Annotated in this window: 22 protein-coding genes and 1 pseudogene; 10 read left to right on the top strand and 13 right to left on the bottom strand. The window is 73.2% G+C overall.

Features of this window, described 5'->3' with window-relative positions; translation table 11 throughout:
- Together CG736_RS25175 and CG736_RS25170 are read right to left on the bottom strand one after the other, a co-directional pair.
- Positions 1-309 carry a hypothetical protein gene (locus tag CG736_RS25175; RefSeq protein WP_052508974.1) on the bottom strand — a complete coding sequence of 103 codons (309 nt, stop codon included), beginning with the start codon at positions 307-309 and terminating at the stop codon, positions 1-3.
- A 63-nt stretch (positions 310-372) separates the two neighbouring features.
- Complete coding sequence (locus CG736_RS25170) at positions 373-1,026, bottom strand: GNAT family N-acetyltransferase (RefSeq protein WP_100588455.1); 654 nt, start codon at positions 1,024-1,026, stop codon at positions 373-375.
- Between the two features lie 454 nt (positions 1,027-1,480).
- On the opposite strand from CG736_RS25170, the gene CG736_RS25165 reads away from it, so the two are divergent.
- A complete protein-coding gene (locus tag CG736_RS25165; RefSeq protein ID WP_100588454.1) occupies positions 1,481-2,548 on the top strand; it encodes a phytanoyl-CoA dioxygenase family protein in 1,068 nt (355 codons plus the stop codon).
- Positions 2,549-2,833: 285 nt separating this feature from the next.
- Here the strand turns inward: CG736_RS25165 and CG736_RS25160 are convergent, their stop codons facing one another.
- Positions 2,834-3,781 carry a helix-turn-helix transcriptional regulator gene (locus CG736_RS25160; RefSeq protein WP_100588453.1) on the bottom strand — a complete coding sequence of 316 codons (948 nt, stop codon included), beginning with the start codon at positions 3,779-3,781 and terminating at the stop codon, positions 2,834-2,836.
- A gap of 88 nt (positions 3,782-3,869) precedes the next feature.
- Between CG736_RS25160 and CG736_RS25155 the strand changes: the two genes are divergently transcribed.
- The 3 genes and pseudogenes from CG736_RS25155 (at position 3,870) to CG736_RS25145 (ending at position 7,167) form a co-directional block, all read left to right on the top strand.
- Positions 3,870-5,075 (top strand): alpha/beta hydrolase, encoded by a 1,206-nt coding sequence (locus CG736_RS25155; protein WP_100588548.1) that lies wholly within the window; start codon positions 3,870-3,872, stop codon positions 5,073-5,075.
- Between the two features lie 96 nt (positions 5,076-5,171).
- Positions 5,172-5,531, top strand: a pseudogene (locus CG736_RS37995) (transposase); the annotation flags it as partial.
- 577 nt (positions 5,532-6,108) lie between these two features.
- Positions 6,109-7,167, top strand: coding sequence for a hypothetical protein (locus CG736_RS25145; protein ID WP_100588451.1), 1,059 nt, complete (start codon positions 6,109-6,111; stop codon positions 7,165-7,167).
- 527 nt (positions 7,168-7,694) lie between these two features.
- Here CG736_RS25145 and CG736_RS25140 read toward each other — a convergent pair.
- From CG736_RS25140 to CG736_RS25125, 4 genes are all read right to left on the bottom strand, one after another.
- Complete coding sequence (locus tag CG736_RS25140; protein WP_100588450.1) at positions 7,695-8,096, bottom strand: hypothetical protein; 402 nt, start codon at positions 8,094-8,096, stop codon at positions 7,695-7,697.
- Positions 8,093-9,058 carry an LLM class flavin-dependent oxidoreductase gene (locus tag CG736_RS25135; protein WP_100588449.1) on the bottom strand — a complete coding sequence of 322 codons (966 nt, stop codon included), beginning with the start codon at positions 9,056-9,058 and terminating at the stop codon, positions 8,093-8,095. Before CG736_RS25135 ends, CG736_RS25140 begins: the two co-directional genes overlap by 4 nt.
- Positions 9,059-9,261: 203 nt before the next feature.
- On the bottom strand, positions 9,262-10,464 hold the full coding sequence (locus CG736_RS25130) for an MFS transporter (protein ID WP_100588448.1): 1,203 nt from the start codon (positions 10,462-10,464) through the stop codon (positions 9,262-9,264).
- 151 nt (positions 10,465-10,615) lie between these two features.
- Positions 10,616-11,668, bottom strand: a complete 1,053-nt coding sequence (locus tag CG736_RS25125; protein WP_100588447.1) for a hypothetical protein — start codon at positions 11,666-11,668, stop codon at positions 10,616-10,618.
- Between the two features lie 93 nt (positions 11,669-11,761).
- On the opposite strand from CG736_RS25125, the gene CG736_RS25120 reads away from it, so the two are divergent.
- The 3 genes from CG736_RS25120 (at position 11,762) to CG736_RS25110 (ending at position 14,160) form a co-directional block, all read left to right on the top strand.
- Positions 11,762-12,325 (top strand): DinB family protein, encoded by a 564-nt coding sequence (locus tag CG736_RS25120; protein WP_100588446.1) that lies wholly within the window; start codon positions 11,762-11,764, stop codon positions 12,323-12,325.
- Positions 12,326-12,543: 218 nt separating this feature from the next.
- Positions 12,544-13,806 (top strand): MFS transporter, encoded by a 1,263-nt coding sequence (locus tag CG736_RS25115; RefSeq protein WP_100588445.1) that lies wholly within the window; start codon positions 12,544-12,546, stop codon positions 13,804-13,806.
- Between the two features lie 84 nt (positions 13,807-13,890).
- Positions 13,891-14,160 (top strand): acylphosphatase, encoded by a 270-nt coding sequence (locus CG736_RS25110; protein ID WP_198520603.1) that lies wholly within the window; start codon positions 13,891-13,893, stop codon positions 14,158-14,160.
- A 45-nt stretch (positions 14,161-14,205) separates the two neighbouring features.
- Here the strand turns inward: CG736_RS25110 and CG736_RS25105 are convergent, their stop codons facing one another.
- Positions 14,206-14,652, bottom strand: coding sequence for a cytidine deaminase (locus CG736_RS25105; protein WP_043907269.1), 447 nt, complete (start codon positions 14,650-14,652; stop codon positions 14,206-14,208).
- A gap of 68 nt (positions 14,653-14,720) precedes the next feature.
- On the opposite strand from CG736_RS25105, the gene CG736_RS25100 reads away from it, so the two are divergent.
- Positions 14,721-15,335 (top strand): DinB family protein, encoded by a 615-nt coding sequence (locus CG736_RS25100; RefSeq protein WP_100588444.1) that lies wholly within the window; start codon positions 14,721-14,723, stop codon positions 15,333-15,335.
- A gap of 58 nt (positions 15,336-15,393) precedes the next feature.
- On the opposite strand, the gene CG736_RS25095 is transcribed toward CG736_RS25100, so the two are convergent.
- From CG736_RS25095 to CG736_RS25080, 4 genes are all read right to left on the bottom strand, one after another.
- Positions 15,394-16,785: an FAD-binding oxidoreductase gene (locus tag CG736_RS25095; RefSeq protein ID WP_100588443.1), complete on the bottom strand. Its 1,392-nt coding sequence runs from the start codon at positions 16,783-16,785 to the stop codon at positions 15,394-15,396.
- An 81-nt stretch (positions 16,786-16,866) separates the two neighbouring features.
- Positions 16,867-17,241, bottom strand: coding sequence for a cupin domain-containing protein (locus CG736_RS25090; RefSeq protein ID WP_100588442.1), 375 nt, complete (start codon positions 17,239-17,241; stop codon positions 16,867-16,869).
- The gene (locus CG736_RS25085; RefSeq protein WP_157815724.1) at positions 17,238-18,722 is read right to left on the bottom strand and encodes an APC family permease; all 1,485 of its coding nucleotides are present in this window, start codon (positions 18,720-18,722) and stop codon (positions 17,238-17,240) included. The genes CG736_RS25090 and CG736_RS25085 overlap by 4 nt, the downstream gene beginning before the upstream one ends.
- 234 nt (positions 18,723-18,956) lie before the next feature.
- The gene (locus CG736_RS25080) at positions 18,957-20,432 is read right to left on the bottom strand and encodes a PHB depolymerase family esterase (RefSeq protein ID WP_100588440.1); all 1,476 of its coding nucleotides are present in this window, start codon (positions 20,430-20,432) and stop codon (positions 18,957-18,959) included.
- 234 nt (positions 20,433-20,666) lie between these two features.
- On the opposite strand from CG736_RS25080, the gene CG736_RS25075 reads away from it, so the two are divergent.
- Both CG736_RS25075 and CG736_RS25070 read left to right on the top strand, forming a co-directional pair.
- Entirely contained in the window at positions 20,667-21,794 is a 1,128-nt protein-coding gene (locus tag CG736_RS25075) for a PP2C family protein-serine/threonine phosphatase (protein ID WP_100588546.1), read from the top strand.
- Between the two features lie 266 nt (positions 21,795-22,060).
- Positions 22,061-23,110 carry a 2-dehydropantoate 2-reductase gene (locus tag CG736_RS25070; protein WP_100588545.1) on the top strand — a complete coding sequence of 350 codons (1,050 nt, stop codon included), beginning with the start codon at positions 22,061-22,063 and terminating at the stop codon, positions 23,108-23,110.
- Here CG736_RS25070 and CG736_RS25065 read toward each other — a convergent pair.
- Entirely contained in the window at positions 23,098-23,544 is a 447-nt protein-coding gene (locus tag CG736_RS25065) for a hypothetical protein (protein ID WP_100588439.1), read from the bottom strand. The two genes, CG736_RS25070 and CG736_RS25065, sit on opposite strands and share 13 nt — an antisense overlap.
- Positions 23,545-23,599: the final 55 nt, after the last annotated feature.

Here is a 23,599-nt window from a genome sequence, read left to right as displayed (position 1 = left end):
TCAGCCCCGCCGCCACCACGCCCTGACGGTCCGCCACCGCCCCCGCGCGGGGCGGGCCGCCCGGTCCGCGAGCAGCGCCCGGCCCTCGAACCGGCCGCCGGGTACCTCGATCGGCATCTTCCGGTCGGCCTCGGCGAGCAGTTCGGCGTGCGCCGCGTAGGAGGTGCCGCGCACCGCCTCCTCGTAGGCGGCCAGCATGCCGCCCACCGCGGCGGAGGCTCCGCGGTGCCGCCGCAGGGCCTGCCCGGCCAGGCCGAGCAGCGTCAGTACGCCGGCCAGCACCGCCAGCGCGATCAAGTAGGGCAGCATCACCGCTCCGTCGTCCGTCCGACCTTCGTTCCATCCAACGTCCGTGCGGGGAGCGGCAGTTCCTCAGTCTTCCAGGGAGATGCCGAACATGTCGGCGCACGGGGCGAGGCCGGTGAGCCCGATGTCGGGGCGTCGGGTGGGCTGCCAGTCGGCTCGGTCCAGGCGGAAGCGCTGGGTGAGGGCGAGTTCGCCGTGGCGGTTGTCGCGTTCCACGCCGTCGGGGAGGTAGCCGAGCTTGCGGGAGATCGCGACGGAGGCGGCGTTGTCGGTGAACGAGGCGGAGATCGCCGATTCGGCGGCCAGACCGGCGAAGGCGAGGTGCAGCATCGCGACGCGGGCCTCGGTGCCCAGGCCCCGGCCGTGGTGCTCGATGCCCAGCCAGGAGCCGGACAGGATCTCGCGGCGGATCGCGAACTCCATGGCGCGCAGCGACTGGACGCCGACGGGCCGGCCGTCGGCGAAGACCACCAGGACCAGCGCCCACTCCTCGGGCGTCCAGTCGGCCTGGGACCGCCAGTGGGCCTTCAGGACGGAGCGGGCCCGCTCGACGGGCGTGCCGTAGGACCAGGTGGAGCGGAACGGGCGGGTGCCGGGCTTGACGACGCCGCGGGCGGCGACCTCGGCCAGTTCGGCGAGTTCGGGTTCGGTGGGCAGCCTCAGTTCCAGGCGCGGGGTGCGCACGCTCAGTCCGGCGAGCGGCCAGTGGTCGGTCAGCATCGCTTCAGTGTGCCCGTCGCGGGGCACGGGGGTCGGTCGTTTTCCGGGCACTCGCGAAACCCCGGCGAGAGCCTCGATCGGCTCTCGTGGGCACGGGCCGGGTCGGGGCTTCGTACCTGCGGGCCCGGATCGACGATTCGTCAGGGAGCGGAGCCGAAGCGGACATTGGGTCGGTCCCGAGCCACTCGTCCGAACCGACCCGCCACCGGACCGGGCTCGACCTCGTGGTCGCCGCCGGTTACTGATCAGGAACTTGACAAGATTTGTGGTCTGGACCAATGTGGCGATCGGCAGCGGCCGCGACGCCTTCCCGGCGCCGCCCTTCCCCGCCGCGTCCCCTGCCCGGCCCCGCTGCGGCCGCCACCGCGCCCGGTCCGGGGCGCATCCCGCCCCGCCTTCCCGTGCGGGGCCTCCGTTCCTCCTCCTTCCGCCCGGCTCCCTGGAGGGGCTCTCCATGTCCGTACCGTCCCGTCGCGCCCACCTGTTCCGGGCCGCGAGCGACCGCCCGTACTTCAGCACCGACGGCGAGTCGTACCTCGCCCAGCACACCCTGCGCGAACTGGCCAAGTCCCGTCCGCTGCGCGTGCTCTCCCGGGAGGACTTCGCGCACTGGCAGACCTACGGCTACGTCATCGTCCGCGAGGCGGTGCCCGCCGAGCACGCCCGCCGGATGCTCGACTTCGCCTGGCAGTTCCAGGGCCTGGACCCCGAGGACCCGGACAGCTGGTTCACGGACCGCCCGTTCCGGTCCGCACTCGACCAGCAGCTGCACGTCTACGGCTTCGTCGAGGCGTACCACCACCAGCTGCTCTGGGACAGCCGGCAGCACCAGCGGGTCTACGACGCCTTCGTGGACATCTGGGACTGCGAGGAGCTGTGGGTGACCCTGGACCGGCTCAACCTGAACCCGCCCAACCGCGGCAACCGCGACCGGGCGCTGATCGACCCCGCCGGCCGCGGCCACGACGTCGAACTGCACTGGGACATCGACACCGCCCTCGGCGTCCCGCCGCAGCGCGTGCAGGGCATCATCGCGCTCAACGAGACCTCGCCGGAGACCGGCGGCTTCCACTGCAGCCCGGAGCTGTTCCGGCAGTTCGAGCCGTGGAGGCTTGCCCAGCCGGCCGACCGCGACCCCGTCCGGCCCGACATCGACCGCACCGAACTGCCCGTCGTCCGGCCCGACCTGCACCCCGGCGACCTGCTGATCTGGAACGGCCTGCTGGCGCACGGCGTCGCGCGCAACCGCTCCGAGCAGGGCGTGCGCGCCGTGCAGTACCTGTCGATGATGCCCGCGCTGGAGGAGCACGAGCGGCTGCGCAAGTCCCGCGTCGACTCCTGGCGCCACCTGCACACCCCGCGCTGGAACCGCACCCTGGTGGGCGACCCGGTCCTGCCCGAGTCCAACCGCTACCCCACCGCCCGACTCACCGAACTGGGCTCCAAGTTGCTCGGCCTGGCCTCCTGGCACGAGCCGATCGGCATCGACACCGGAGCCACCCGGTGCGCCGCCCCTGCCTGACTCTGCGCACCGACCGGTCCGCTCCCCTGCCGTACGCGTCGGCCTCGACGAAGCGGCGCACGGGGCACCGGAGTTCGCCTTCCGGGCCGGGTTTCCTGATGCCGGACTCCTCCCCTGCCGCGGCAGGCGCCGAGCACGCCGTGGTGCAGACGGCGCTGCCACCGGCCCCGGGGTGACCGTCCACCGGGTCGCCGCCGACCAGGTCCTACGCTTCTCCGCCGGGGCCGACCTGGCCCGGCTCGCCCTGCTGCCGGCCCTTCCCACGGTCCGCGCCCCGACCTGCCGTCACCCCCCGATCAGCAGGCTTCCGAGCGCGGTGCGGCGGTGCAGCACCGCCTTCCCGGCGCGGGCGGTGGAGATCAGCCCCGCCCCGCGCAGGGCGGCGGTGTGGGCGGAGACCGTCGCGGCGCTGACCCGCAGGCGGCGGGCCAGTTCGGTCGTGGTGCGGTCCTCGGACAGCTGGTGGAGCAGCTCCGTGCGGGTCGGCCCGATCACCTTGGCCAGCGCCTGCGGGCCCGTGGGGCCGCCGGGCTGCGGCAGGAGGCCGGTCCCGGCCGGGTAGGTGAGCACCACCGGGCGGTCCGGCAGGTCCGACAGCTGCGGCCCGCCGACCCCGTGGAAGCTCGGCAACAGGAGCAGCCCGCGCCCGTCGAGGCGGATCTCCCGTGGCGCGCCCGGCAGTTCCCAGGTTCCGCCGCCCAGCCGGGCGCCCGGCAGCAGCCCCGCCAGCAGCGGACCGGTGCCGGTCTCGGCGAGTTGCACGGCCCGCTGCACGAACTCGGCGCGGTGCAGGTCCTGCACCTGCTCCCACACCGGTCCGAGCAGCGCCTCGAACGCCGCCCGCTGCGCCCGGAGGAGCAGCCGCCACGCACCGGCGTCACCGCGCCGCAGCTCACCGATCCACGCCGGCACGGGCGTTCGCGCGTACACGCGTTCCAACTCGGCGGCGACCACCTCGGCCGGCGTCGAGCGGAGCTGTTCCAGCGCGTCCGGCAGCGAGTCCGTCACCACGTCCAGGAAGCTCGGCGGCCGCCCGGCGGGGACGAGGTCCGCGAGCGGCAGAACCGCCTGCGGCAGGGTGCGCAGCAGCCGTCGTCGCCAGGCGCCGTGGAGCAGCTCACCGTCCTGACGGCACATCAGCCCGAGTGCGACGTTCAGCTCCTGGAGCGGCGCGGGCCTGGGCGCGAGGCGGACCCGGGTGAAGTCCTCCGGCGCGAAGTGGATCCGGATCACGGTGCCCCCCGGTGTCGGCGGGCGCCATCCTTGAGCCCGGTGCCTCAAGGATCGCCGCCGTCCTGCCCGGCGGGCCAGCATGCCGGGCATGACCCCTGACTTCCCGATCGGCCGACGCTCCCTGCTCCTGGGCGCGGCCGTACTGGCCCTGGGACTCGGCACCCGACCTGCCCGCGCTGCGGCTGCGGCCCCCGGTGACGTCGTCCTCACCCTGCCCGCGCCGACCGGCCGCCACCCGGTGGGGTGCCGGTCGGTGTACCTCGTCGACACGTCCCGGCGTGATCCCTGGGATTCCTCCGTCCCCGTACGGGAGTTGATGCTGACGTTCTTCTACCCGGCCCGCGACGTCACCGGCCTCGTCCCCGCCCCGCAGCTGCCACCGCCGACCGCGAACGCGTTCGGCCAGGTCGCCCCGTACGGCCCGCTCCACCTCCCCGCCGCCGGAGTGGACTGGGCCGCCACCCTGTCCCACGCGTTCGCGGACGCGCCGGCGCTGCCGGGGCGGCGTCCGGTGCTGCTGTACAGCCCGGGCGGCGGCGACCCGCGCGGCCTGGGGACCTCCCTGGCCGAGGACTTGGCCGGTCACGGCGCCGTGGTCGTCACGGTCGACCATCCCGGCGACGGCGCGGCGGTCGAGTTCCCGGGCACCACGGTGTTCCGGGACGAGCCGGTCCGGACGACGGTCTTCCGCGGCGACCCGCGGGACCGCCCGGACGTCTTCCGCACCATGATCGACGCCCGCGTCGCCGACCTGCGCTTCGTCCTCGACCGCCTCGCCCGACCGGCCGAACTGCCGCTGCCGCGCGGGCTGGCGGGGGCGATCGACTGGCACCGCATCGGCCTGTACGGGCATTCGGCGGGCGGGAGCGCCGCGGCGGAGGTGCTGTTCGAGGACCGCCGGGTGCGCGCCGCCGTCAACTTGGAGGGCTACCTCGACCATCCGCCGCTGGTACCCGGCGGCGCCCCCGAGCCGTTCCCGGTCACGCGGTACGGCGTGGACCGCCCGCTCCTGCTGCTCGGCACCGAAGGGTTCGACCGCCGCCCGGAGTTGGACCGCTCCTGGTCCGCCCTCACCGCCCGCTCCGGTCGCTGGGTCCGCACGGCCCGGATCGCCGACGCCGGGCACTGGGTGTTCACCGACTGCGCCGCGACGATCCCGCAACTCCAGGCCGCCGGACTGACCACCCGGGCCGAGCGGAACGCCGTGATCGGCAGGATCGCGCCGACGGTCTCGATCCCGAAGGTCCGCCACCTGGTGCGGGGGTTCTTCGAGGAACACCTGGGCGGGTGGTGACGACTTGTCAGGTCTGGAACGCGGCCGACAGTTCCACCCCCTTTGTGAGCCCCGCGTCAGGCGGCAACCGCCGAGACGGTCAGCCGTGACAGCCGCGGCTACGACGCGGCGCAGAAGACCAACGGCCGCGAGCGGCGCCTGGTGGTGGACACGAAGGGCCTGCCGCTGTCCGTGATGGTCACCCCCGTCGACATGGCCGACTGCGGCGCGGCAAAGGGGGTGCTGTTCCGGCTCAGGTTGATGCACCCGGAGATCACCATTGTCCGGGTCGACTCCGCCTACGCCGGCCGGATGGGCGGCTGGGCGGCTGGGCGGCTGGGCGAAGAAGTACCTGAACCTCACGGTCAAGACGGTCAACCGACCCAAGGACGCGAAGGGGTTCATGGTCCTGCCCCGCCGTTGGGTGGTCGAACGCTCGCATGCCCGGGCGATGCACGCCCGCCGGCACGCCCGTGACTACGAACGCGCCGGACAGTCCATCGCCGAACGCAACCGGACCGGACCACGAGGGACAAGCTCACCGAGATCGGCGCGCACTGCGGGGGCGGCCAGGCCCACTACGAACCGCGGCCCGCGGATCCGCGTCGCTGGGACTGGCAGAGGGACACCCTCTGACCCCTGCGGGACACCCTCTGCCCCCTGCGGGCCAGCCTCGCCGGCCCCGCCGGACCGTCGCGCTCGCACTGGGGAGATCGGTCCGCACCCAACCCCCGACCTGGCGGCGCACCAGCCCCGGATTCGGCGACACCCGCCGCCAGCGGCCATGTCGAATCCGCGAGCACTGCCCCGAGCGTGTCGACGTGCCGGGCCGGCGCACCAGGATGCATGCAGTGGGATGGTTTCGGGTCGGTGCCTGTGACCGGTGACCGACTCCGTGGAACGACCTGTGCAGGACGCGGCGCACCTTCGCCTCGAAACACCAGTGGGCTCGCCGGGTCAGCGCACGTGGCAGCCCAGGGCATGAGCGCCTCATCCCGTCCGTCAGCTCACGGGTTACGGCATCAGGCCGTCGGTACGCGCAGGAGGAACCATCATGCCCGGGAAGAAGTCGACCTTGGTCGGCACGGCCATCGCCGTTGTCGCCGTTCTCACAGCCCTGAGCGCCGCACCGGCGCACAGCGCGTCCAGCCGGGCCGAGGGCGAGGGGACCACCCCGGCGGTCTCCGCGGACGATGCCGGCCCCACCCCGGACGGGACCGCTCCCGCGAGAGTCACCGGGCTCCCCGCCGATCAGAATCGGGGAGACACCCAGCCGGACCTCCTCTGGTACAACACCAGCCTCGACCAGCTCCAGATCTGGTACCTGGACCAGAACCGCATCATCAGCCGGGGAACCGTACTCCTCCCGGACGGCAGCCCGGCCGGTCTGCCAGCCGGCTGGCAGACCGCCAGCGCGGCAGACTTCAACGGGGACGGAGTCGCGGACGTCATCACGCACCAGCCCGACAGCGGTGAAACCGTGATCGAGTACGTGGACGGCAACCACCGTGTCATCACCGGGCACGTCGTGCTCGACGAGAACGGCAGGACCGCACACGCCGGAACACCCTGGCAGATCGCCGGCGCCACCGACTTCGACCAGGACGGGTACCCGGACATCCTCTGGCACAACACCAGCACCAACGAGACCCAGATCTGGTTCATGAAGGACCGGAGCATCACCCGGCGGCAGGATCTGCTGGAGGAGAACGGCAGTCCCACCCGCGTCGGAGCACCCTGGCGGATCGTCGGTGCGTCAGGTCCCCTCAACCCGTACGGAGGCCCGGACATCCTCTGGTACAACACCGACACCGGTGAGGCTCAGACCTGGTCTGTGGACTACAACCACCGCATCGCCCAACGGCGGAGCGTGTTCGACGAGAACGGCAACCTCATCCACGTCGGTGCACCCTGGCAGATTGCCGGCACCGCAGACTTCGACCAGGAGGGAGTCCCGGACATCGTCTGGCACAACACCGACACCGGTGAGACCCAGATCTGGTACATGGGCGGCAGCAACCGCATCTTCTCCCGGCAGAGCGTGGTCGACAGGAACGGCAGCCCCGTCTACGTCGGTGCACCCTGGCAGATCGCCGGCGTCGGATACTTCTGATCCCAATGACGGGCCGCCAGGATGAGTGCATGCCCCCCGGGGTGCGGGGCCTGCACCAGGTAGGCGAGGACAGTTCCATGTCAGCCATCGAGGAGTCCCGAGCCCCTGCCGCCTGACGTCGCCGGACCTACGGACTCCAACGGCTGCCACCGGCGCGGCCGACTGACTTCTCCTCACAGCGACGATCCGTCTGTTCGATTCCTGGCCCGGGCAAGCAGCGCGCGGACCTTTGAACACAGGCACCGAAGCAGGCGTTCCCGCTACCTGGGCCGCCCACCGCCGCCAGATGGGCAGCGATCGGGTCGTACCACCGCCGAAGCTGGTCATCTCGGGCCGCGACCGCCCGGCGGCTGGGAAATGCCCATCCGGCTGCGGCACCTGCCTACGCCTCCGAAGGGCCTCGACGAACCCGCCAACCGCGCGCTCACGTCACCGACCGCGATCGCCACGCCCGTCGCCACAGCCCCCGCCCAATTGAGCTACGGGACAAGGAGATTGCCGAACGGCCCGCGCCACCGGGCCGGTCGTCAGCTGCTCGTCGGCGCCGCCGGTCCGCCGCCCCTGACCATGCCGATCTGCTGGTCCCACCAGGAGAAGTCCAGCTCGCGGGCTTCGAGGGCGTCGAGGCGGTCGACGGCGTGCCGGACGAACTCGGCGGGGAGCCTGACGGCGTGTTCCTCGACGTAGTGGCCGAGGCCGCTGGGCCAGAGGTAGGTGCCGTCGGTCAGCTCGGCGTTGCCGTTGACGCGGCCGCACAGGCGGCAGCGGGACACGCCCATGAACTGACAGGCGAGTTGGCCCTGGCTGAGGTACGTCCCGACCAGCGACCGTTCCTCCCCGTCCCAGCTCTCGTCCACCATCCGGGCCGGGTGCGGCAGGTGCGGCGCCTGCGCGGACCACCAGTAGCCGACGGCGCGCAGCTTCGTCACAGGGCTCGGGCCAGCGACGCCAGCGAGCCCAGCGCGTCGGGGCCGACCGGCGTGAGGACGACGGTGGTGGCGCCGGCGGCGTGGCGGGCGGCGATGGCGGCGCGGGCCTGGGCGGGGGTGCCGGCGACGGCGAGGGCGCGGACCCAGTCGGCGGGCAGGGTGCGGGCGAACTCCGGGCCGTCGGCGGCGGCCTCGCGGTGGGCGCGGAGTTCGGCGGCGAACGGGAGGGGCGCGAGGTGGGCGGCCCAGTCGGGTTCGCCGACCGCGGCCAGGCCTTCGCGGACCCGGTCGAGCGCGACGTCCTCGTCCTCGTCCACCGCTGCGGCGTCGTAGGTGACGACGGTGGCGCCGGGGCCGAGGTGGCGGCGCGAGGTCTCGATGTACGCGGGGGCGGCGGGTTCGGCGAGCAGCAGTCCGTCGGCGACCTCGCCCGCCACGGCCTGCGACTTGGGGCCGCGGACGCCGAGGATCACCGGCGGCGCCACCTCCGGGAGCTCCGTCAACTGCACGCCCGCGCACTGCACGTAGCGTCCGTCGGCCGGGCCGGGCTCGCCGCGCAGCAGGGTGCGCAGCGCGGTGGTGTACTCCTTGAGCAGGGTGACGGGGCTGGCCGGCCAGGCGCCGACGGCGCGCATCCAGCCGGGCATGCCGTGGCCGATGCCGGCGACCACCCGGCCGGGGTGGAGCTGGGCGAGGGTGGCGAGTTCCATCGCGGCGAAGCACACGTTGCGGGCGCCGGCGGGCATGATGCCGATGCCGACGGTGATCCGTTCGGTGACGGCCAGGGCGGTGGCGGCCTGGGCGACGCCGCCCCGCCAGCCGAGGTCCTCGACCACCCACAGTTCGTCGAAGCCCAGCTGCTCCGCCCGGCGCACGAACGGGATCAGGTCGCGGGCGGGCAGGTCGCGGGGCAGCATCACGCCGACCCGGCCTCGGGCGGTGGCGGTGTCGGGACCGGACATCGAGGGCTCCTCACGAGGGGGGCTCCGCGCGACGGCAGCCGCAACAACCCCACCGCCAGCACGGAAATCCGGTGATCATACCGCCAGCCCGTCCCCCGCCTCCCGCGCCTCCCGCTCGTCCGTCCCCGTCCCCCGCCCCCGTCCCCCGCGCCACCAGTCCGTCCGTCCCCACACCCTCGTCCCCCGTCCCGGCCGACGCCCTGTCAGTGCAGCGCAGCCCCGGCCGGCTCCGCCACGACCGACTGGTCGACCACCGCGACAGGCGCCTTCCGGTCGGCGGCCCACGACCCGGCGGCGATCAGGAACCCGATCATCGCCAGGCCCGCCCCGACCAGCGTGGGCGACGTCCAGCCGAGACCGGCCGACAGCGCGACTCCGCCGAGGTACGCACCGCCCGCGTTGGCCAGGTTGAACGCGCCCTGCACGGTCGCGGAGGCCAGCGTCGGCGCCCTGCGGGCCTTCTGGATCACCAGGGTCTGCACGGTGGGCACGGCCGCGAACCCGGCCATGCCGATCAGCACCACCGTCACGGCGGCCGACCAGCGGGCGTGCGCGGTGACCGCGAACAGCGCGAGCGCGCCCGACATCGCGAGGAACGCGGCGCACAGCGACGGGCGCAGCGCCCGGTCGGCCGCGTAGCCGCCGATGACGTTGCCGAGGGTCATGCCGACGCCGAACAGGGCGAGGATCAGGGTGACGGAGGAGTCCGCGAAGCCGGCCACTTCGGTGAGGGTGGGGGTGATGTAGCTGTAGCAGGCGAACAGTCCGGCGCAGCCGAACACCACGGTGGCCAGGGCGAGCCAGAGTTGTCCGCTGCGGAAGGTGGAGAGTTCGCTGCGCAGTCCGGCGCCGGAGTGGGTGGGCAGCTGCGGGACGAGGCGGGCGATGGCGGCGGCGCCGAGCAGGCCGATGGCGACCACGACGAGCATCGCGGCGCGCCAGCCGAGGTGTTGGCCGAGCAGGGTGGCGGCGGGGACGCCGATGATGTTGGCGACGGTCAGTCCGGAGAACATCACGGCGACGGCGCGGGCCCGCAGGTGGGGGGCGACCAGTTCGGCGGCGGCGACGGCGCCCGCGCCGAAGAACGCGCCGTGCGGGAGTCCGGCGATCAGCCGGGCCGCGGCGAGGAAGCCGAAGGTGGGGGCCACGGCGCACAGCAGGTTGCCGGCGGTGAACAGCGCGGCCAGGCCCACCAGGACGGCCTTGCGGGGCAGTCGGGCGGCGCCGACGGTGAGCAGCGGGGCGCCGATCACCACGCCGAGCGCGTACATCGAGATCAGCCAGCCGGCTTTCGGGATGGAGACCTGCAGGCTGTCGGCGATCTGCGGAAGCAGGCCCATGGCGGCGAACTCGGTGGTGCCGATGGCGAACGCGGTGATGGCGAGGGCGACGAGCGCCAAGGGCATGGGGGTGCTCCACAACGGGGATCGACGGGGTCGGCGGGCTTGGCCGGGTGTGGCGCCGACGGTATGTCAACGTTGTCAGCGCCACCCGATCCTACCGGCCCCGTCGCCCGCCCCGGTGGCGGTCGGGCGACGGTCGGCTGTCGCCCGGGTGTCAGCCGGTGGTGCGGGCGAGCCAGGCGCGGGTCTCCTCGGCGGGCAGCACCCGGAGGAGTTCGACCCGGCCGGGCAGCATCGGGAAGAACCGGTCGGCGTTCCAACTGCGCGCGTAGCTCGGCTCGTCCAGCACCAGCAGGCGGTGGCCGTCGACCACGGGGATGTCGTCGGGCGTGCCCTCGTTCCAGATCCGGGTGCCGTCGGCGCCGAACAGTTCGAACGCGCCGGTGGCGACGACGCCGCTGCGGCTGCCGTCGGCGGGCGCGGGGTCGCCGGCGAGGTGGACGCTGTCCGCGGACGGTGCGGTGCCGGGGAGGTGGCCGCCGCCGATCAGCACGTGCGCGAGCAGGGTGTGCAGTTGGAAGTTGTCGCCGAGGCCGCCGATCCGGACCTGGTACCCGGTGCCGGTCGGCCGGTGCAGCACCAGCAGGGGCTCGTCGTCCAGGACGGCGAGCATGGACGACAGGCACTTGAGGTCGTGCTGTTCGAGCGCCTCCAGCTCCCGGGAGAGCGGCAGCAGCGCGGCTCCGTGCCGGCGGCGGACCTCGGTGCTGCGGCCCAGCACGGCCAGTGCGGGCGCCTGCCACTGCTCGACGGTGCACCAGGCCTGGGCGAGCCGCAGGGCCTGGTACTGGTCGTCGCCGATGCGGGCGAGCAGCGCCTCGTCGATCGACTCCTCGTCGGGCTCGGGGAGTTCGTCGGGGCCGGTGGCCCGCCAGCGGGCGGCGAACTCCAGTGCGGCGGCCAGTTCGTCGCGGACCTGGGCGAGGATCGGCTCCGCGCAGGCCGCGGCGTCGGCGCCCTGCTCGACGCAGAACCCGGCCGTGGTGGCCAGCATCGCCCGCGGCCCGATCGGCGGGAACTGCGGCAGCAGCGCGGCCAGTCGCGGTCCGGCCGCCGCGAACTCCGCCGGGTCGTCGGCGGTCTGCAGGGCCTGGATCACGGCGCCGAACGCCCGCTCGGTGCGGTCCCCGTCGCGTGCGGCGACGCCCTGTTCCAGCTCGGTCAGGGCGTCGGCGAGGCCGGAGGACTTCTTTCGTCTGAAGATCACTGGCGCACCTTAGGGCACCTCTCCGACACCTCGTCGGCCGAGGGGGTTGAAATTCGTTTGCGGACGGCGGGGCGGGCCGGAATCATCCGGACGATGAACGAACAGGTTCCCGAGCGCTGGACCAAGGCGGGCGTCCACCCCGACATGTGGGTGGACCCGGACGACGACCCCCGCGAATCGGCCGGTCCGAGCCCGGACGGCGAACTCGCCACGTTCCAGGACTTCCTGACGAACTACCGGCTGACGCTGCGGATGAAGTGCGACGGCCTGTCGCCCGAGCAGCTCGCCACCCGGTCCGTCCCGCCGTCGACGATGTCGCTGCTCGGCCTGCTCCGTCACCTCGCCGAGGTGGAGCGCGACTGGCGCAACTGGATCGCCCCGGGCGAGCCGGCGCCCAAGCTGTACGGCGACCCGGACGGCGACTTCGAGGGTGTGCGGCCCGAGCAGTCCGCGGTGGACGGTGCCATCGCCGACCTGGAGCGCGAACAGGCCGCCACCGACGCCGAGTTCGCCAAGCACCCCGACCTGGCCGCCCGGATCGGCAGCACCCAGGAGCCGGCCCGCAGCCTGTGGGTCCACCGCATCGAGGAGTACGCCCGCCACTGCGGCCACGCCGACTTCCTGCGCGAGCGCCTCGACGGCCGCACCGGCCAGTAGCCCCCCATGACCGGCGGTGCCCGCCCCCCACCGGGCACCGCCCGCACCGCCGGCCGCGGCACCGCCCGCACCGCCGGCCGCGGCACCGTCCGCACTCCACCGGCCGCGGCGCCGACCGCCAGGCCGTCCGCCGGACCGGAAAACCACGTGCGCCCTGGCCGCCCCGGCGGTTAGCGTCGGGCGTTTCGGGATGCGGGCACGATCCGGGGTGGAGCGGGATGAAGCAGGTAGGTCGCCTGGGGCGGCAGTTCGGGGTGCTCTGGTCGGCGTCGGCGGTCTCCACGCTGGGGGACGGGATCGTCGCGGCGGCGGCCCCGCTGCTGGTGACGTCGCTGACCAGGGATCCGGTGCTGGTCGGCCTGGCGGTGTTCGTCCAGCAGGCGCCGTGGCTGCTGCTCGCCCCGGTGAGCGGCGTGCTGGTGGACCGGGTGGACCGACGGCGGCTGACGGTGGCGATGAACGCGGCGCGGGCCGCGCTGACGGCGGTGCTGGCGGGCGCGGTGTTCGCGGGGGCGGCCTCGCTGCCGCTGATCTACGCCGTCGGCCTGCTGCTGGGCAGTTGCGCGGCGCTCGGCGACAACGCGTCCTCCGCGCTGGTGCCCGCCGTCGTCCCGTCCGAGCAGCTTCCGCACGCCAACTCCCGGATCTTCGCCGCCTATTCGGTGCTCAACAAGCTGTGCGGCCCGCCGCTGGGCGCGGCCCTGTTCGGGGTGGCGGCCGGCCTGCCGATGGCGGTCGACGCGGCGAGTTTCGCCGGCGCGGCCGCGCTGCTGTCGATGCTGCGCCTGCTGCCGCGCGACGAGCCCGCACCGCCGGCCGCCGACGCGCCCCGGCTGCCGATGCGCCGTCAGCTCACCGAGGGGGCGCGCTGGCTGTGGGGGCAGCCGGCGGTGCGCACGCTGACGCTGGCGCTGTGCCTGATGAACGTGACGCTGATCGCCGGGTTCTCCGTCATGGTGCTGTACGCCCGTGAGCACCTGGGCCTGTCGGCGTTCGGCTACGGCGTGCTGATGGCGTCCGGCGCGGTGGGCGGTCTGGTGGGGGCGGTGCTGGCGCCGCGCCTGCAGGCCCGGTTCTCGTCCTCGGTGCTGCTGCGGGCGGGCCTGGTGCTGGAGACGCTGACGCATGTCGGCCTGGCGCTGGCCGGTTCGGCCTGGGTGGCGGGCCTGGTGCTGGCGGCGTTCGGCGTGCACGGCGCGGTGTGGATGGGCGTGGACCGGACGCTGGTGCAGCGGGCGGTGCCGAGCGAGCTGTTCGGCCGGGTGATGAGCGTCTTCATGGCCCTCGCGGTGGGCGGCTCGGCCCTGGGCGCCCTGATCGGCGGCCCGCTGGCCCGTGCCTTCGGCCTGACCGGCCCGTTCTGGTTCTCGGCGGTGGTGATGGCGGCGCTGACGCTGTTCGCCTGGCGCCCGTTCAGCCGCTCCATCGACGACCACGAGCCCGCCGGGGCTGTCCCGGAGCGTGCGGCCGTCGCAAACTGACGGCCCTGTCTGCCACCGCGCGCCGCCCCGGCTGCGGTATATCTCGTGCGGGCAGTGGCGGCGAGCGGGGCGAGGTGGGTGCGGGTGATCCGGCGGCGGGTGCTGGTCTCGGGCACGGTGCAGGGCGTGTTCTTCCGCGACTCCTGCCGTCGGGCGGCGGCGCAGGCCGACGTGGTCGGCTGGGTGCGCAACCTGCCGGACGGGCGGGTGGAGGCGGTGTTCGAGGGGGACGACGCGCCGGTCGAGGAGATGGTGGCCTGGATACGGCACGGCCCGCCCCGGGCGGTCGTGAAGCACGTCGAGGTGGTCCCGGAGCCCCTGGAGGGGCTGCTGGTGTTCGCCATCACCGACTGACCACCCGGGCCCCGCGGCAGCCGGCCTGGCACCGACCGGCGGCCCTCAGCCGGCGGACGGCGCTCCCTCGTACGGCCACACCTCGTCGGGCCACACCCGGGCGAACCAGTGGGGTTGGACGTCGCGCAGCCGCATGGTGGTCCACCGCGTCGGGTCCGCGGGGACGGGCACGCCGACCTCCACGTCGGGCCCGTAGGCGAACAGCCGCTCCTGGCAGACGCCGCACGGGGCGAGCACCCAGAACCCGCGGCCTTCGTCGGCGGCGGTGACGCACACCGAGGCCACCACCCGGCGGCCCAGCTTGTACGCCTCGCAGATCGCCCCGGTCTCGTGGCACAGCCGTACCGCGTTGTTCGGCGGCTCGGGCGCGGTGCTGGTCAGCACGGTGCCGTCGTCGAGCCGCAGCGCGGCGGCGCCGGCCCACTCCTGCCCGGGGAAGCGACGGCTGGTCAGCTCGATCGCGGCATCCACGAGTTCCTGGTCGATGGCCATGATCCGAACGTTACCGGAGTGTGAAAACCCTTTGCGACCGGCTTTCGGGCTTGGCCACACTCCGCCCCATGACCAAGCAACCGGACGACTCCAAAAGGGATCTGAAGCTCTATCTGCAGGACGCCCGAGAGGCGGTGCTGTGGAAACTGGAGGGCCTGTCGGAGTACGACGTCCGCCGCCCGGTGACGCCGTCGGGGACGAACCTGCTGGGCATGGTGAAGCACCTGACGGGCGCGGAGGCCGTCTACTTCGGCGAGACCTTCGACCGCCCCTTCGAGGGCGCGCCGGGCCTGTGGGTGGCGGGCGCCGCCGAGCCCAACGCCGATCTGTGGGCCCGCCCGGAGGAGAGCCGCGAGACGCTGATCGCCGAGTACCGCCGGGTCTGGGCGCACACCGACGCCACCGTCGACGCCCTCCCGCTCAACGCCGTCGGCCGGGTCCCGTGGCCCCCGCACAGCCGGCTCGCGCTCGGCCGGATCCTGCTCCACGTGGTCGCCGAGACGCAGCGCCACGCCGGCCAGCTCGACGTGGTCCGCGAACTCCTCGACGGCGCCACCGGCCTGCGCCCGGGCGACCCGGTCCTCCCCGACGTCTCCCCCGACTGGTGGCCCGCCCACCACGACCGGGTCGAGCGGGCCGCCCGCGCGGCGGCCCGCGCCGCGGGCGAGTCCGTCCCGGAGTGAACACGCCGCCGGCCGCCCTCGCGGGGGGCGAGTGGCGGCCGGCGGAGGTGTCGGGGCGTCAGCTGTCGAAGCCGAGGCCTAGGGTGTCCATGGTCTTCAGCCACAGGTTGCGGCGTCCGCCGTTGCGGTCGGCGCGGTCCAGGGACCACTTGGTGATGCCGATGCCGGCCCAGCGGACGGGCTCGGGCGGGAACGGCAGCGGCTTGCGGCGGACCATCTCCAGGGCGGTGCGCTCGGTGGGGTGGCCGGCCAGCAGGTCGAGCATGACCTCGGCGCCGAACCGGGTCGCGCCGACGCCGAGGCCGGTGAAGCCGGCGGCGAGGGCGACCTTGCCGTGGTACGCGGTGTCGAAGAACGCGGAGAACCGGGTGCAGGTGTCGATCGCGCCGCCCCAGGCGTTGGTGAAGCGCAGGCCTTCGAGCTGCGGGAAGGTCTCGAAGAAGTGCCGGGCGAGGGTCTGGTAGGTCTGCGGCCGGTGGTCGTACTCGGAGCGGACCTTCGCCCCGTAGTGGTAGATCGCGTCGTAGCCGCCCCACAGGATCCGGTTGTCGGCGGACAGCCGGTAGTAGTGGAACTGGTTGGCGCTGTCGCCGATGCCCTGCCGGCCCTGCCAGCCGATCGAGGCGAGCTGTTCGGCGCTGAGCGGTTCGGTCATCATCGCGTAGTCGTACACCGGCACGGTGTAGGGGCGGATCCGCTTGACCAGTGAGGGGAACACGTTGGTGCCGAGCGCGACCCGGCGGGCGAACACCTTGCCGTAGGGGGTGCGCACGGCCATTCCGGGGCCGACCTCGGCGATGTCGGTGGCCTTGGTGTGCTCGTAGATCCGGACGCCGAGCCGCTCGCAGGCCTGCTTGAGGCCCCAGGCGAGCTTGGCGGGGTGGAGCATGGCCACGCCGTCCTTGTCCCACAGCGCGCCGAGGTAGGTCGGGGAGTTCACCTGGGCGCGCACCGCGTCGGCGTCCAGCAGCTCGTAGCCGCCGTACTCCTTGGCGAGTTCGTACAGTTCGGCGAGTTCCTCGACCTGGTGCGGCTCGGTGGCGACGTCGAGTTCGCCGGTGCGCTCCCAGTCGCAGTCGATGCCGTACTTGGTGACGGCCTCCTCCATGGACCGGAGGTTGCGGGCGCCGAGCTGTTCGAGCGCGGCGAGCTCGTTCGGCCAGCGCTCGAAGCCGTTGCCGAGGCCGTGGGTGAGGCTGGCGGCGCAGAAGCCGCCGTTGCGGCCGGAGGCGGCCCAGGCGATCTCCTGGGCCTCGATCAGGACCACGTCGCAGCCGGGGTCGCGTTCCTTGGCGATCAGCGCGGTCCACAGGCCGCTGTAGCCGCCGCCGACGACCAGCAGGTCGCAGCGGACGTCTCCGGTGAGCGCCGAGTTGGCCTGCGGACGACCGGGGTCCTCCAGCCAGAACGGGGTGGGCTTGGCGTCCCGCAGGGCGTGTACGGGGTCCATGTTCTCGGTTCCTTGCCTTGGGAGGGTGGCCGGCCCGGCCGTGGGGGCGGTCGGGCCGGCTGCTGTGCCGTTGTGCGGCGGTTATCGGTCCTCGTTCTCGGCCGCCTCCGGGCCGAGGTTGATGGTGTAGACCTTGCGGAGCGTCTCGTGGACGGTCCAGGTGGTGCGGTCGCCTTCGCGCAGCACCGCGAGGTCACCGGGGCCGACCTCCAGGACGGGGCCGTCCTCGAAGGCGATGGTGGCCCGGCCGCTGAGCACGACGAACATCTCGTCGGCCTCGGTGTCGGTGACCACGCCGGGGGTGATCTGCCAGATCCCGCGGATCTGGCGGCCGTCGGCGGACTCCCAGACCACCTTGCCGGTGACCTCGGGGGTGCCGGAGACGATCTGCTCGGCGTCGAGCGGTTCGGGCTCCAGCTCGGCGTCCGGGACGTGCAGGGCGAAGCTGTTGATCATGCCTCGACGCTATCCGTTCCGGTGGCGGCGGCGGCCTTGTCACTGTGTGCCGAGTCCCGCTGCGACCCTGACAGCCCGTAGACCTCGCCGGGCACCGTCCCGTTCGCGACGGCCCGGTCGAGCGCGGCGGACTGCTTGGCGGCCTTGCGCAGCGACAGCAGCGGGTAGAGCACCAGCGAGATGCCGACCACGATCAGGCAGAGGATGACGGCCTTGGCGCCTTCCTCGTCGTACTGCTCGATGGCGGCCCAGACGCTGACGGCGGTCAGGCTGACGGTGATCAGGCCGATGCTCCACCAGCCGCCGGGGATCTTGTAGGGGCGCTCCAGCTCGGGCTCGCGGATGCGCAGCATGATCAGCGCGGCGACCTCCAGCAGGATGCCGATGTTGGTGAGGAAGACGTCGAAGATCACCAGGTTGCTGAAGCTGGAGAAGCAGAACAGCGCGTAGATGACGGACGATCCGATGATCGACGCCATCGGCATCTTGTAGCGCTTGCTCTCCTTGGAGACCCACCCGGGCAGGTAGCCGTCGCGGGAGAGCGCGGAGGGCAGCCGGGAGTAGGAGGCGAGCAGCGCGGAGAACATCGCGACGGAGGCGAACAGGCCGCCGATGGTGACGGTGTACTGCAGCCAGGGGCCGGCCAGCTGGCCCGCGATGTCGGAGAACGCGCCGTCCTTCCAGCTCTTCCAGCCGTTGTCGCCGTCCGCGCCGACCGCGAGGGCGCCGAGCGAGGGCAGCAGGTAGCCGACGACGATCAGCAGGACGGCCCAGAACAGCGCCTTCGGCAGGTGCTTCTTCGGGTTCTCCATCTCGCCCGCGACGGTGGAGACCGAGTCCCAGCCGGAGTAGTTCCACATCACGATGAACAGGCCGGAGCCGAAGGCGTTCCAGGTGGACTGGCCCTCCTCGGCGGTCAGCTGGGAGACCGGGTTGATGCCGTCGGTCAGCAGGTGGTAGCCGCCGATCGCGGTGAGGATCAGCATCGGGGTGAGGCAGATGATCGCGAACACCACCGAGGAGTCGCCGACCCAGCCCGCGCCCATCAGGTTCAGCAGCGTGAAGATCACGATGACGCCGACGCAGATCACCCAGTTCAGGTCGATCTTCAGCCCGGCGATCTCGAACAGCACGTGCTCGCCGGGGGCGACCGCACTGATCAGGCTGGACAGGTACGAGGTGAACATGACCGGGTAGAGCGCCATGTCGACGAAGCTGCACACCCACTGCAGCACGCCCTGCTGGAAGGCCCAGAACCGACCGAGGCCGCGCTTGACCCAGTGGTAGTAGCCGCCCTCGACGGGGATGGCGGTGCCGAGTTCGGCGCAGACCAGGGCATGCGGAACGCTGTAGATCAGCGGCGCGATCAGGATCAGCAGGATTCCCATGCCGGGCCCGGACGTCGAGAACAGCGGCTCGATGCCGTAGGCGCCGCCCGAGACGCCGAAGAAGATCAGGGCGACCAGGGGAACCAGGCTCACGCGCTTGGGCGTTGCCCACCGGGTCTCCGGCGGGGCCACGGGGATGGCGGTCATTTTCACCTTGGCAATCGGGTGTCGGCACGAATGTGAGGTGCACGAGTCTGGTCGCCACTGTGAAGAAGGACAATCATTCAATCTGTCAGACGTCTCGCCACCCCCCTGACACTCTGGCGGGCCCCGCCCAGGATCCGACGGAGCCCGCATCGCCGCTGGTCAGGTGGCGTTAACGATCGTTCACGCGGCGCACCCGGAGTCCGCGAGCACGAAGAAGCCGGCCGAGGTCTCCTTCAACGTGCGAACCACGAACAGGTTCCACAGCCCCATGTTCTGGTTCGAGCCGTTGGCGTACGCGTACCCGCCGCTCTGGTGGGCGCGGCCCGCGGCGACCTGGTTGTAGTTGTTGTCCGTCCAGCACTTCGGCGTGAAGACGCTGCCGGTGGTGGTCGCGGTCACGGCCGAACTCGCCTTCCCCACCGTGCCGTTGGCGTCCACCGCGGCCACCGTGTAGGTGTACCCGGTGCCCGCGCCCAGGCCGCTGTCGGTGTAGGCGGTGCCGGTCGCGGCACCGACCTGCGCGCCGCCCCGGTACACGGTGTAGGACGCCGCTCCGGCCACCGCGCTCCAGCTCAGCGAGACCGTGGTGTCGGTGGTGCCGGTGACGGCCAGTCCGCCCGGCGCGGGCAGCTGGGTGCCGCCGCCGTTGTCGCCGCCGCTGCCGTCCAGGCCCCAGAACAGCCCCGTCCAGTACGACGAGCAGACGGTGTTCAGGAAGTAGGCGCCGGCCTGGCCGCAGTTGGCGGTGCCGCTGCCCGGGCTGACGGGCAGTCCGTGGCCCATCCCCGACACGCTGTACAGCTGGACGGCCGGCCGGCCCGCACTGTCGTTGTACACGCTCAACGTGGTGCTGCCCGGCAGCGACCGGGTGCTGGAGGCGGTCTGCGGGATGCCCCACACGTTCGTCCACTGGTCGCGCAGCTCGGTCGCGTTGACGGGGGCGACGGTGGTGTCCGAGCTGCCGTGCCAGATCGCCACCCGCGGCCACGGCCCGGTCCACCCCGGGTTGGACGCCCGTACCTTGTCGCCCCACTGAGCGGGCGTCAGGTTCTGGTCGGAGTTCTGGCAGCCGGCCGCGGCGGACTGCGCGGTGGCGCACTGCGCCGGCAGGCCGGAGGCGATCGAGCCGCCCGCGAACACGTCCGGGTAGTCCGCCAGCAGATCGGCGGCCATCCCCGCGCCCGCCGACAGGCCGGTCACGTACACCCGCGACGGGTCACTGCCGTACAGCGCCACCGCCTTGTCGACCATCTGCTTGACGGACAGCGCCTCGCCCCGGCCCCGGGTGTCCTTGCTGCTGTCGAACCAGGAGAAGCAGGACAGCGCGTTGTTGGTCGCACCGGTCTGCGGGAAGACCACCGCGAAGCCCCAGCGGTCGGCGAGCTGCGCCCAGCCCGAGTTGTTGTAGTAGTCGGTGGCGCTCTGGACGCAGCCGTGCAGCGCGACCACCAGCGGCTTGCCGGTGGCCAGTCCGCTCGGCACGTAGCTGTACATCGCCAGGTTGCCCGGGTTGCTGCCGAACCCGGTGACCTGTCCCAGTCCGGCCGCAGAGGCCTGCGGCGCGCCGGTCAGCATGCCGGCGGTCAGCACCGCTCCCGCCACCAGCGCCGTCGCCCAGCGTCCGATCCGTCCCGCTCTGCTCGTGTGTCGTGCCATGTGGGGGCTCCGCTCTCGATGTGTGCCCGCACCGGGGTGGGGGGTGGGCGAGCACGGTTGGCGTGAATCATCGGCGCACGCCGGACGGCCGCCCATGGCCCGGCGCACCACCGGCGGGCCGACGGGCATGGTGGCGGCGACCATTGAGCCCGCGTCCCGGTGATCGTCCGGGCGGTGCCGCCCGCCCGCGCCTCCCACACCCGGGCGGCTCGCCCGGGTACCGTTCACTGGGTCATGCCCACGATCACCGACAAACCGGATCCGGCTCGGCCCCGCCCGGTCCTGAGCACCATCAGCCTTCTGTCGCCGTTCCTGCTGATCGCCCTGGCGGCGGCCGCCGACTCCGAGACCCCGGCCGGTCAGCGCTACGACCGCTTCGTGGTGGCCGCGCCCGCGCTCGCCGCCGCCAGCTGGGGCCCGCTGGGGACGCTGATGATCGGCCTCCTCGCAGTCCTGACCGAAGTGGTGCTCGCCCTGATCCGGGACCACAGCGTCGGCGCGTCCGCCGCCTCGGTCATCGCCGCGACCGTCACCGTCACCCTGGCGGCCGCGTACACCGCCGGGCAGCGGGTGCACCGCGAACGCGACCTGGCGATGGTCCGCTCGGTGGCGCAGACCGCCCAGGAGGTGGTGCTGCGCCCGCTGCCGGACCGGATCAACGGCGTCGACCTCGACCTCTACTACAACGCCGCCGCCGAACAGGCCCAGATCGGCGGCGACTTCTACGAGGCGGTCCGCACCCCGTTCGGGGTCCGGATCATCCTCGGCGACGTCCAGGGCAAGGGCCTGCCGGCGGTGGAGATGGCGGCGGCCCTGCTCGGCTCGTTCCGCGAGGCCGCCTACGACTCCAAGGACCTGCCGGCGCTCGCCAGCCGCCTGGAGACCGGCCTGAGCCGGTACGCCGAACGGGCCTCGTCCCCGGACGCCGCCGAACGCTTCGCCACCGCCGTCCTGCTGGAGATCCCCGACGACCGCCCCGAGGCCCGCCTGCTCAACTGCGGCCACCCGCCGCCCGGTCTCATCCAGCCCCACGGCGTCCGACTCCTGGAACCCGACCTGCCGCTGCCCCCGCTCAACCTCTCCGCGCTGGTCGCCTCCGACTACCGCACCCAGACCGTCCCCTTCGGCCCCGGCGACCGCGTCCTCCTCTACACCGACGGCGTCTCCGAGACCCGCGACCGCACCGGCGAGTTCTACCCCCTCACCGACCGCCTCGCCAGCTGGACCGCCGAATCCTCACCCAGCCTCCTCGACAGCCTCCGCCGCGACCTCCGCCACTACGCCGGCGGCCCCGCCGACGACGACGTGGCCGCCCTCCTCGCCACCCGCCACGTTCCTGCGGACGACCGGCCCTCGAACTGACGCACCGTCGGGGCCGCTGCGGCGGTGACGGGCAGGGCAACCGCAGTCCGACAGCGGGTCGGACACTCGGCGGACGCCGGTGGGCAGCGGCAGCAGCGACGACGGCGCAGCGGACCGGCGCCGCGCCACCCCGGGTTGACGTTCCCTCAGTGCGGCCAGTGGCGCTGACCGGGCAGGTAACCGGGCGGTAACCTCGGGGGCCGTTGCCGTCGACGAAGGAGCCTCCGGTGCCCGAAGACCGTTCCGTGCCGCCGTTGCGGATCGCCGTGTTCGGCGCGGGCAGCATCGGCTGCCGCCTCGGCGGGGCGCTCGCCTCCGTCGCCGACGTGACGCTGATCGGCCGTCCGGCCGCGATGGCCGAACTCGACCGTACCGGCCTGACGTTAACCGGACCGGGCACCCGCCGGCTGCACGCCCGGCCCGCCACCGCCACGGACGCCGCGGCTGCGGCCGGCGCCGACTACGTCCTGGTCACGGTCAAGTCCGCGGACACCGCCGAGGCGGCCCGCGAGCTCGCCCCGCACCTGGACGACCGCACCACCGTGATCAGCTTCCAGAACGGCCTGCACAACGCCCGCCTGCTCGCCGCGGCCCTCCCCGGCCGCCGGGTCCTGGCCGGCATGGTCCCGTACAACGTGGTCCGCACCGGCCCGGCCGCATTCCACCAGGGCACCGACGGCCGCCTCGTGCTCGGACGCACTGCCACCCCCGAACCCGACCCCGCGCAGCCGCCCGCAGGGCGCTCCCCCGCCGAACCCGTCCCCTCCGCCGAGCGTTTCGCCGAAGCTGCGCGGGCCGCCGGCCTCGCGGTGGAGTTGCGTGACGACATGCCGCAGGTGCAGGCGGCGAAGCTGCTGATGAACCTGAACAATGCGGTCAACGCGCTGTCCGGTCGGCCGCTCCGCGAGCAGCTCGGCTCCCGGCCGTACCGGCTGGTGCTGGCGCGGTGTCAGCGGGAGGGGCTGGCCGCGTTGCGGGCGGCGGGCTTGGCGCCGGCGCGTCTCGGGCCGGTGCCGGCGGGGTGGATGCCCGCGGTGCTGAGGTTGCCGGACCTGCTGTTCCGGCAGCTCGCGGCGGCCAGTCTGCGGGTGGATGCGCAGGCCCGGTCGTCGATGTGGGAGGACCTGCAGCGTGGTCGCCGTACCGAGGTGGGCGAGCTCCAGGGCGAGGTGCTCGCTCTCGCCGCGCGGCACGGGCTGGCCGCGCCCGCGAACCGGCGGCTGCTGGAGTTGGTCCGGGCCGCCGAGTCCGCGCCGAGTCCGCCGTCCTGGTCGGGTCCGGAACTGCTGGCCGCACTCGACGATCAGGAGGTCTGATCACCCGGCTGTCGCATCGTCACATTGCTGGTGTCGACCCGGCCGATCTGCAGGGCGATGCCGTGCACGTCGCCGCTGATCTCGTTGTGGATCGTGGTCACTTCGACCCGCCGTCCGTCGCCCTGCGGGGCGATCTCGTCCAGCAGGGCGCGCAGTTCGGCGACGGCGGTCGGGTCTTCGCGCAGCACGGTGAGCAGTCGGTGTTCCCAGTCCTGCCGGACGGTCTCGCGGATCTCCGGCCGGCCGTTCTCCTCGGCGTCCAGCACCTCGGCGTAGGCGAGCTCGATGCGGGCGGCCTCCACCCGGCTCTCCCGGCCGCGGGTGAGCAGCCGCCCGACCCGGTCCCGGACCTGCCCCCAGAGGTCGGTGGCCACTGCCCCGACCAGTGCTGTCGCGCCCGAGGCCGCCAGTTCGGCCAGTTCCGTCCCCACCATGTCGGTGCCGCCCCTCGTCGTCCGTGTGCCGCCGGCCTCTACCCTAGTGACCCGC

The organism is Kitasatospora sp. CB02891 (genome assembly GCF_002803145.1).
In the GTDB taxonomy this organism is placed as follows: Bacteria; Actinomycetota; Actinomycetes; order Streptomycetales; family Streptomycetaceae; genus Kitasatospora; species Kitasatospora griseola.
Note: the sequence above shows the minus strand (reverse complement) of the source record. Positions and strands in the feature narration are given on the sequence as shown.

Coding starts and splice junctions, on each gene's coding strand:
- CG736_RS25170 (WP_100588455.1), bottom strand. CDS start 1,026: ATGCTGACCGACCACTGGCCGCTCGCCGGACTGAGCGTGCGCACCCCG.
- CG736_RS25155 (WP_100588548.1), top strand. CDS start 3,870: ATGACCCCTGACTTCCCGATCGGCCGACGCTCCCTGCTCCTGGGCGCG.
- CG736_RS25145 (WP_100588451.1), top strand. CDS start 6,109: ATGCCCGGGAAGAAGTCGACCTTGGTCGGCACGGCCATCGCCGTTGTC.
- CG736_RS25065 (WP_100588439.1), bottom strand. CDS start 23,544: ATGGTGGGGACGGAACTGGCCGAACTGGCGGCCTCGGGCGCGACAGCA.
- CG736_RS25120 (WP_100588446.1), top strand. CDS start 11,762: ATGAACGAACAGGTTCCCGAGCGCTGGACCAAGGCGGGCGTCCACCCC.
- CG736_RS25075 (WP_100588546.1), top strand. CDS start 20,667: ATGCCCACGATCACCGACAAACCGGATCCGGCTCGGCCCCGCCCGGTC.
- CG736_RS25175 (WP_052508974.1), bottom strand. CDS start 309: ATGCTGCCCTACTTGATCGCGCTGGCGGTGCTGGCCGGCGTACTGACG.
- CG736_RS25115 (WP_100588445.1), top strand. CDS start 12,544: ATGAAGCAGGTAGGTCGCCTGGGGCGGCAGTTCGGGGTGCTCTGGTCG.
- CG736_RS25165 (WP_100588454.1), top strand. CDS start 1,481: ATGTCCGTACCGTCCCGTCGCGCCCACCTGTTCCGGGCCGCGAGCGAC.
- CG736_RS25135 (WP_100588449.1), bottom strand. CDS start 9,058: ATGTCCGGTCCCGACACCGCCACCGCCCGAGGCCGGGTCGGCGTGATG.
- CG736_RS25130 (WP_100588448.1), bottom strand. CDS start 10,464: ATGCCCTTGGCGCTCGTCGCCCTCGCCATCACCGCGTTCGCCATCGGC.
- CG736_RS25105 (WP_043907269.1), bottom strand. CDS start 14,652: ATGGCCATCGACCAGGAACTCGTGGATGCCGCGATCGAGCTGACCAGC.
- CG736_RS25095 (WP_100588443.1), bottom strand. CDS start 16,785: ATGGACCCCGTACACGCCCTGCGGGACGCCAAGCCCACCCCGTTCTGG.
- CG736_RS25100 (WP_100588444.1), top strand. CDS start 14,721: ATGACCAAGCAACCGGACGACTCCAAAAGGGATCTGAAGCTCTATCTG.
- CG736_RS25080 (WP_100588440.1), bottom strand. CDS start 20,432: ATGGCACGACACACGAGCAGAGCGGGACGGATCGGACGCTGGGCGACG.
- CG736_RS25090 (WP_100588442.1), bottom strand. CDS start 17,241: ATGATCAACAGCTTCGCCCTGCACGTCCCGGACGCCGAGCTGGAGCCC.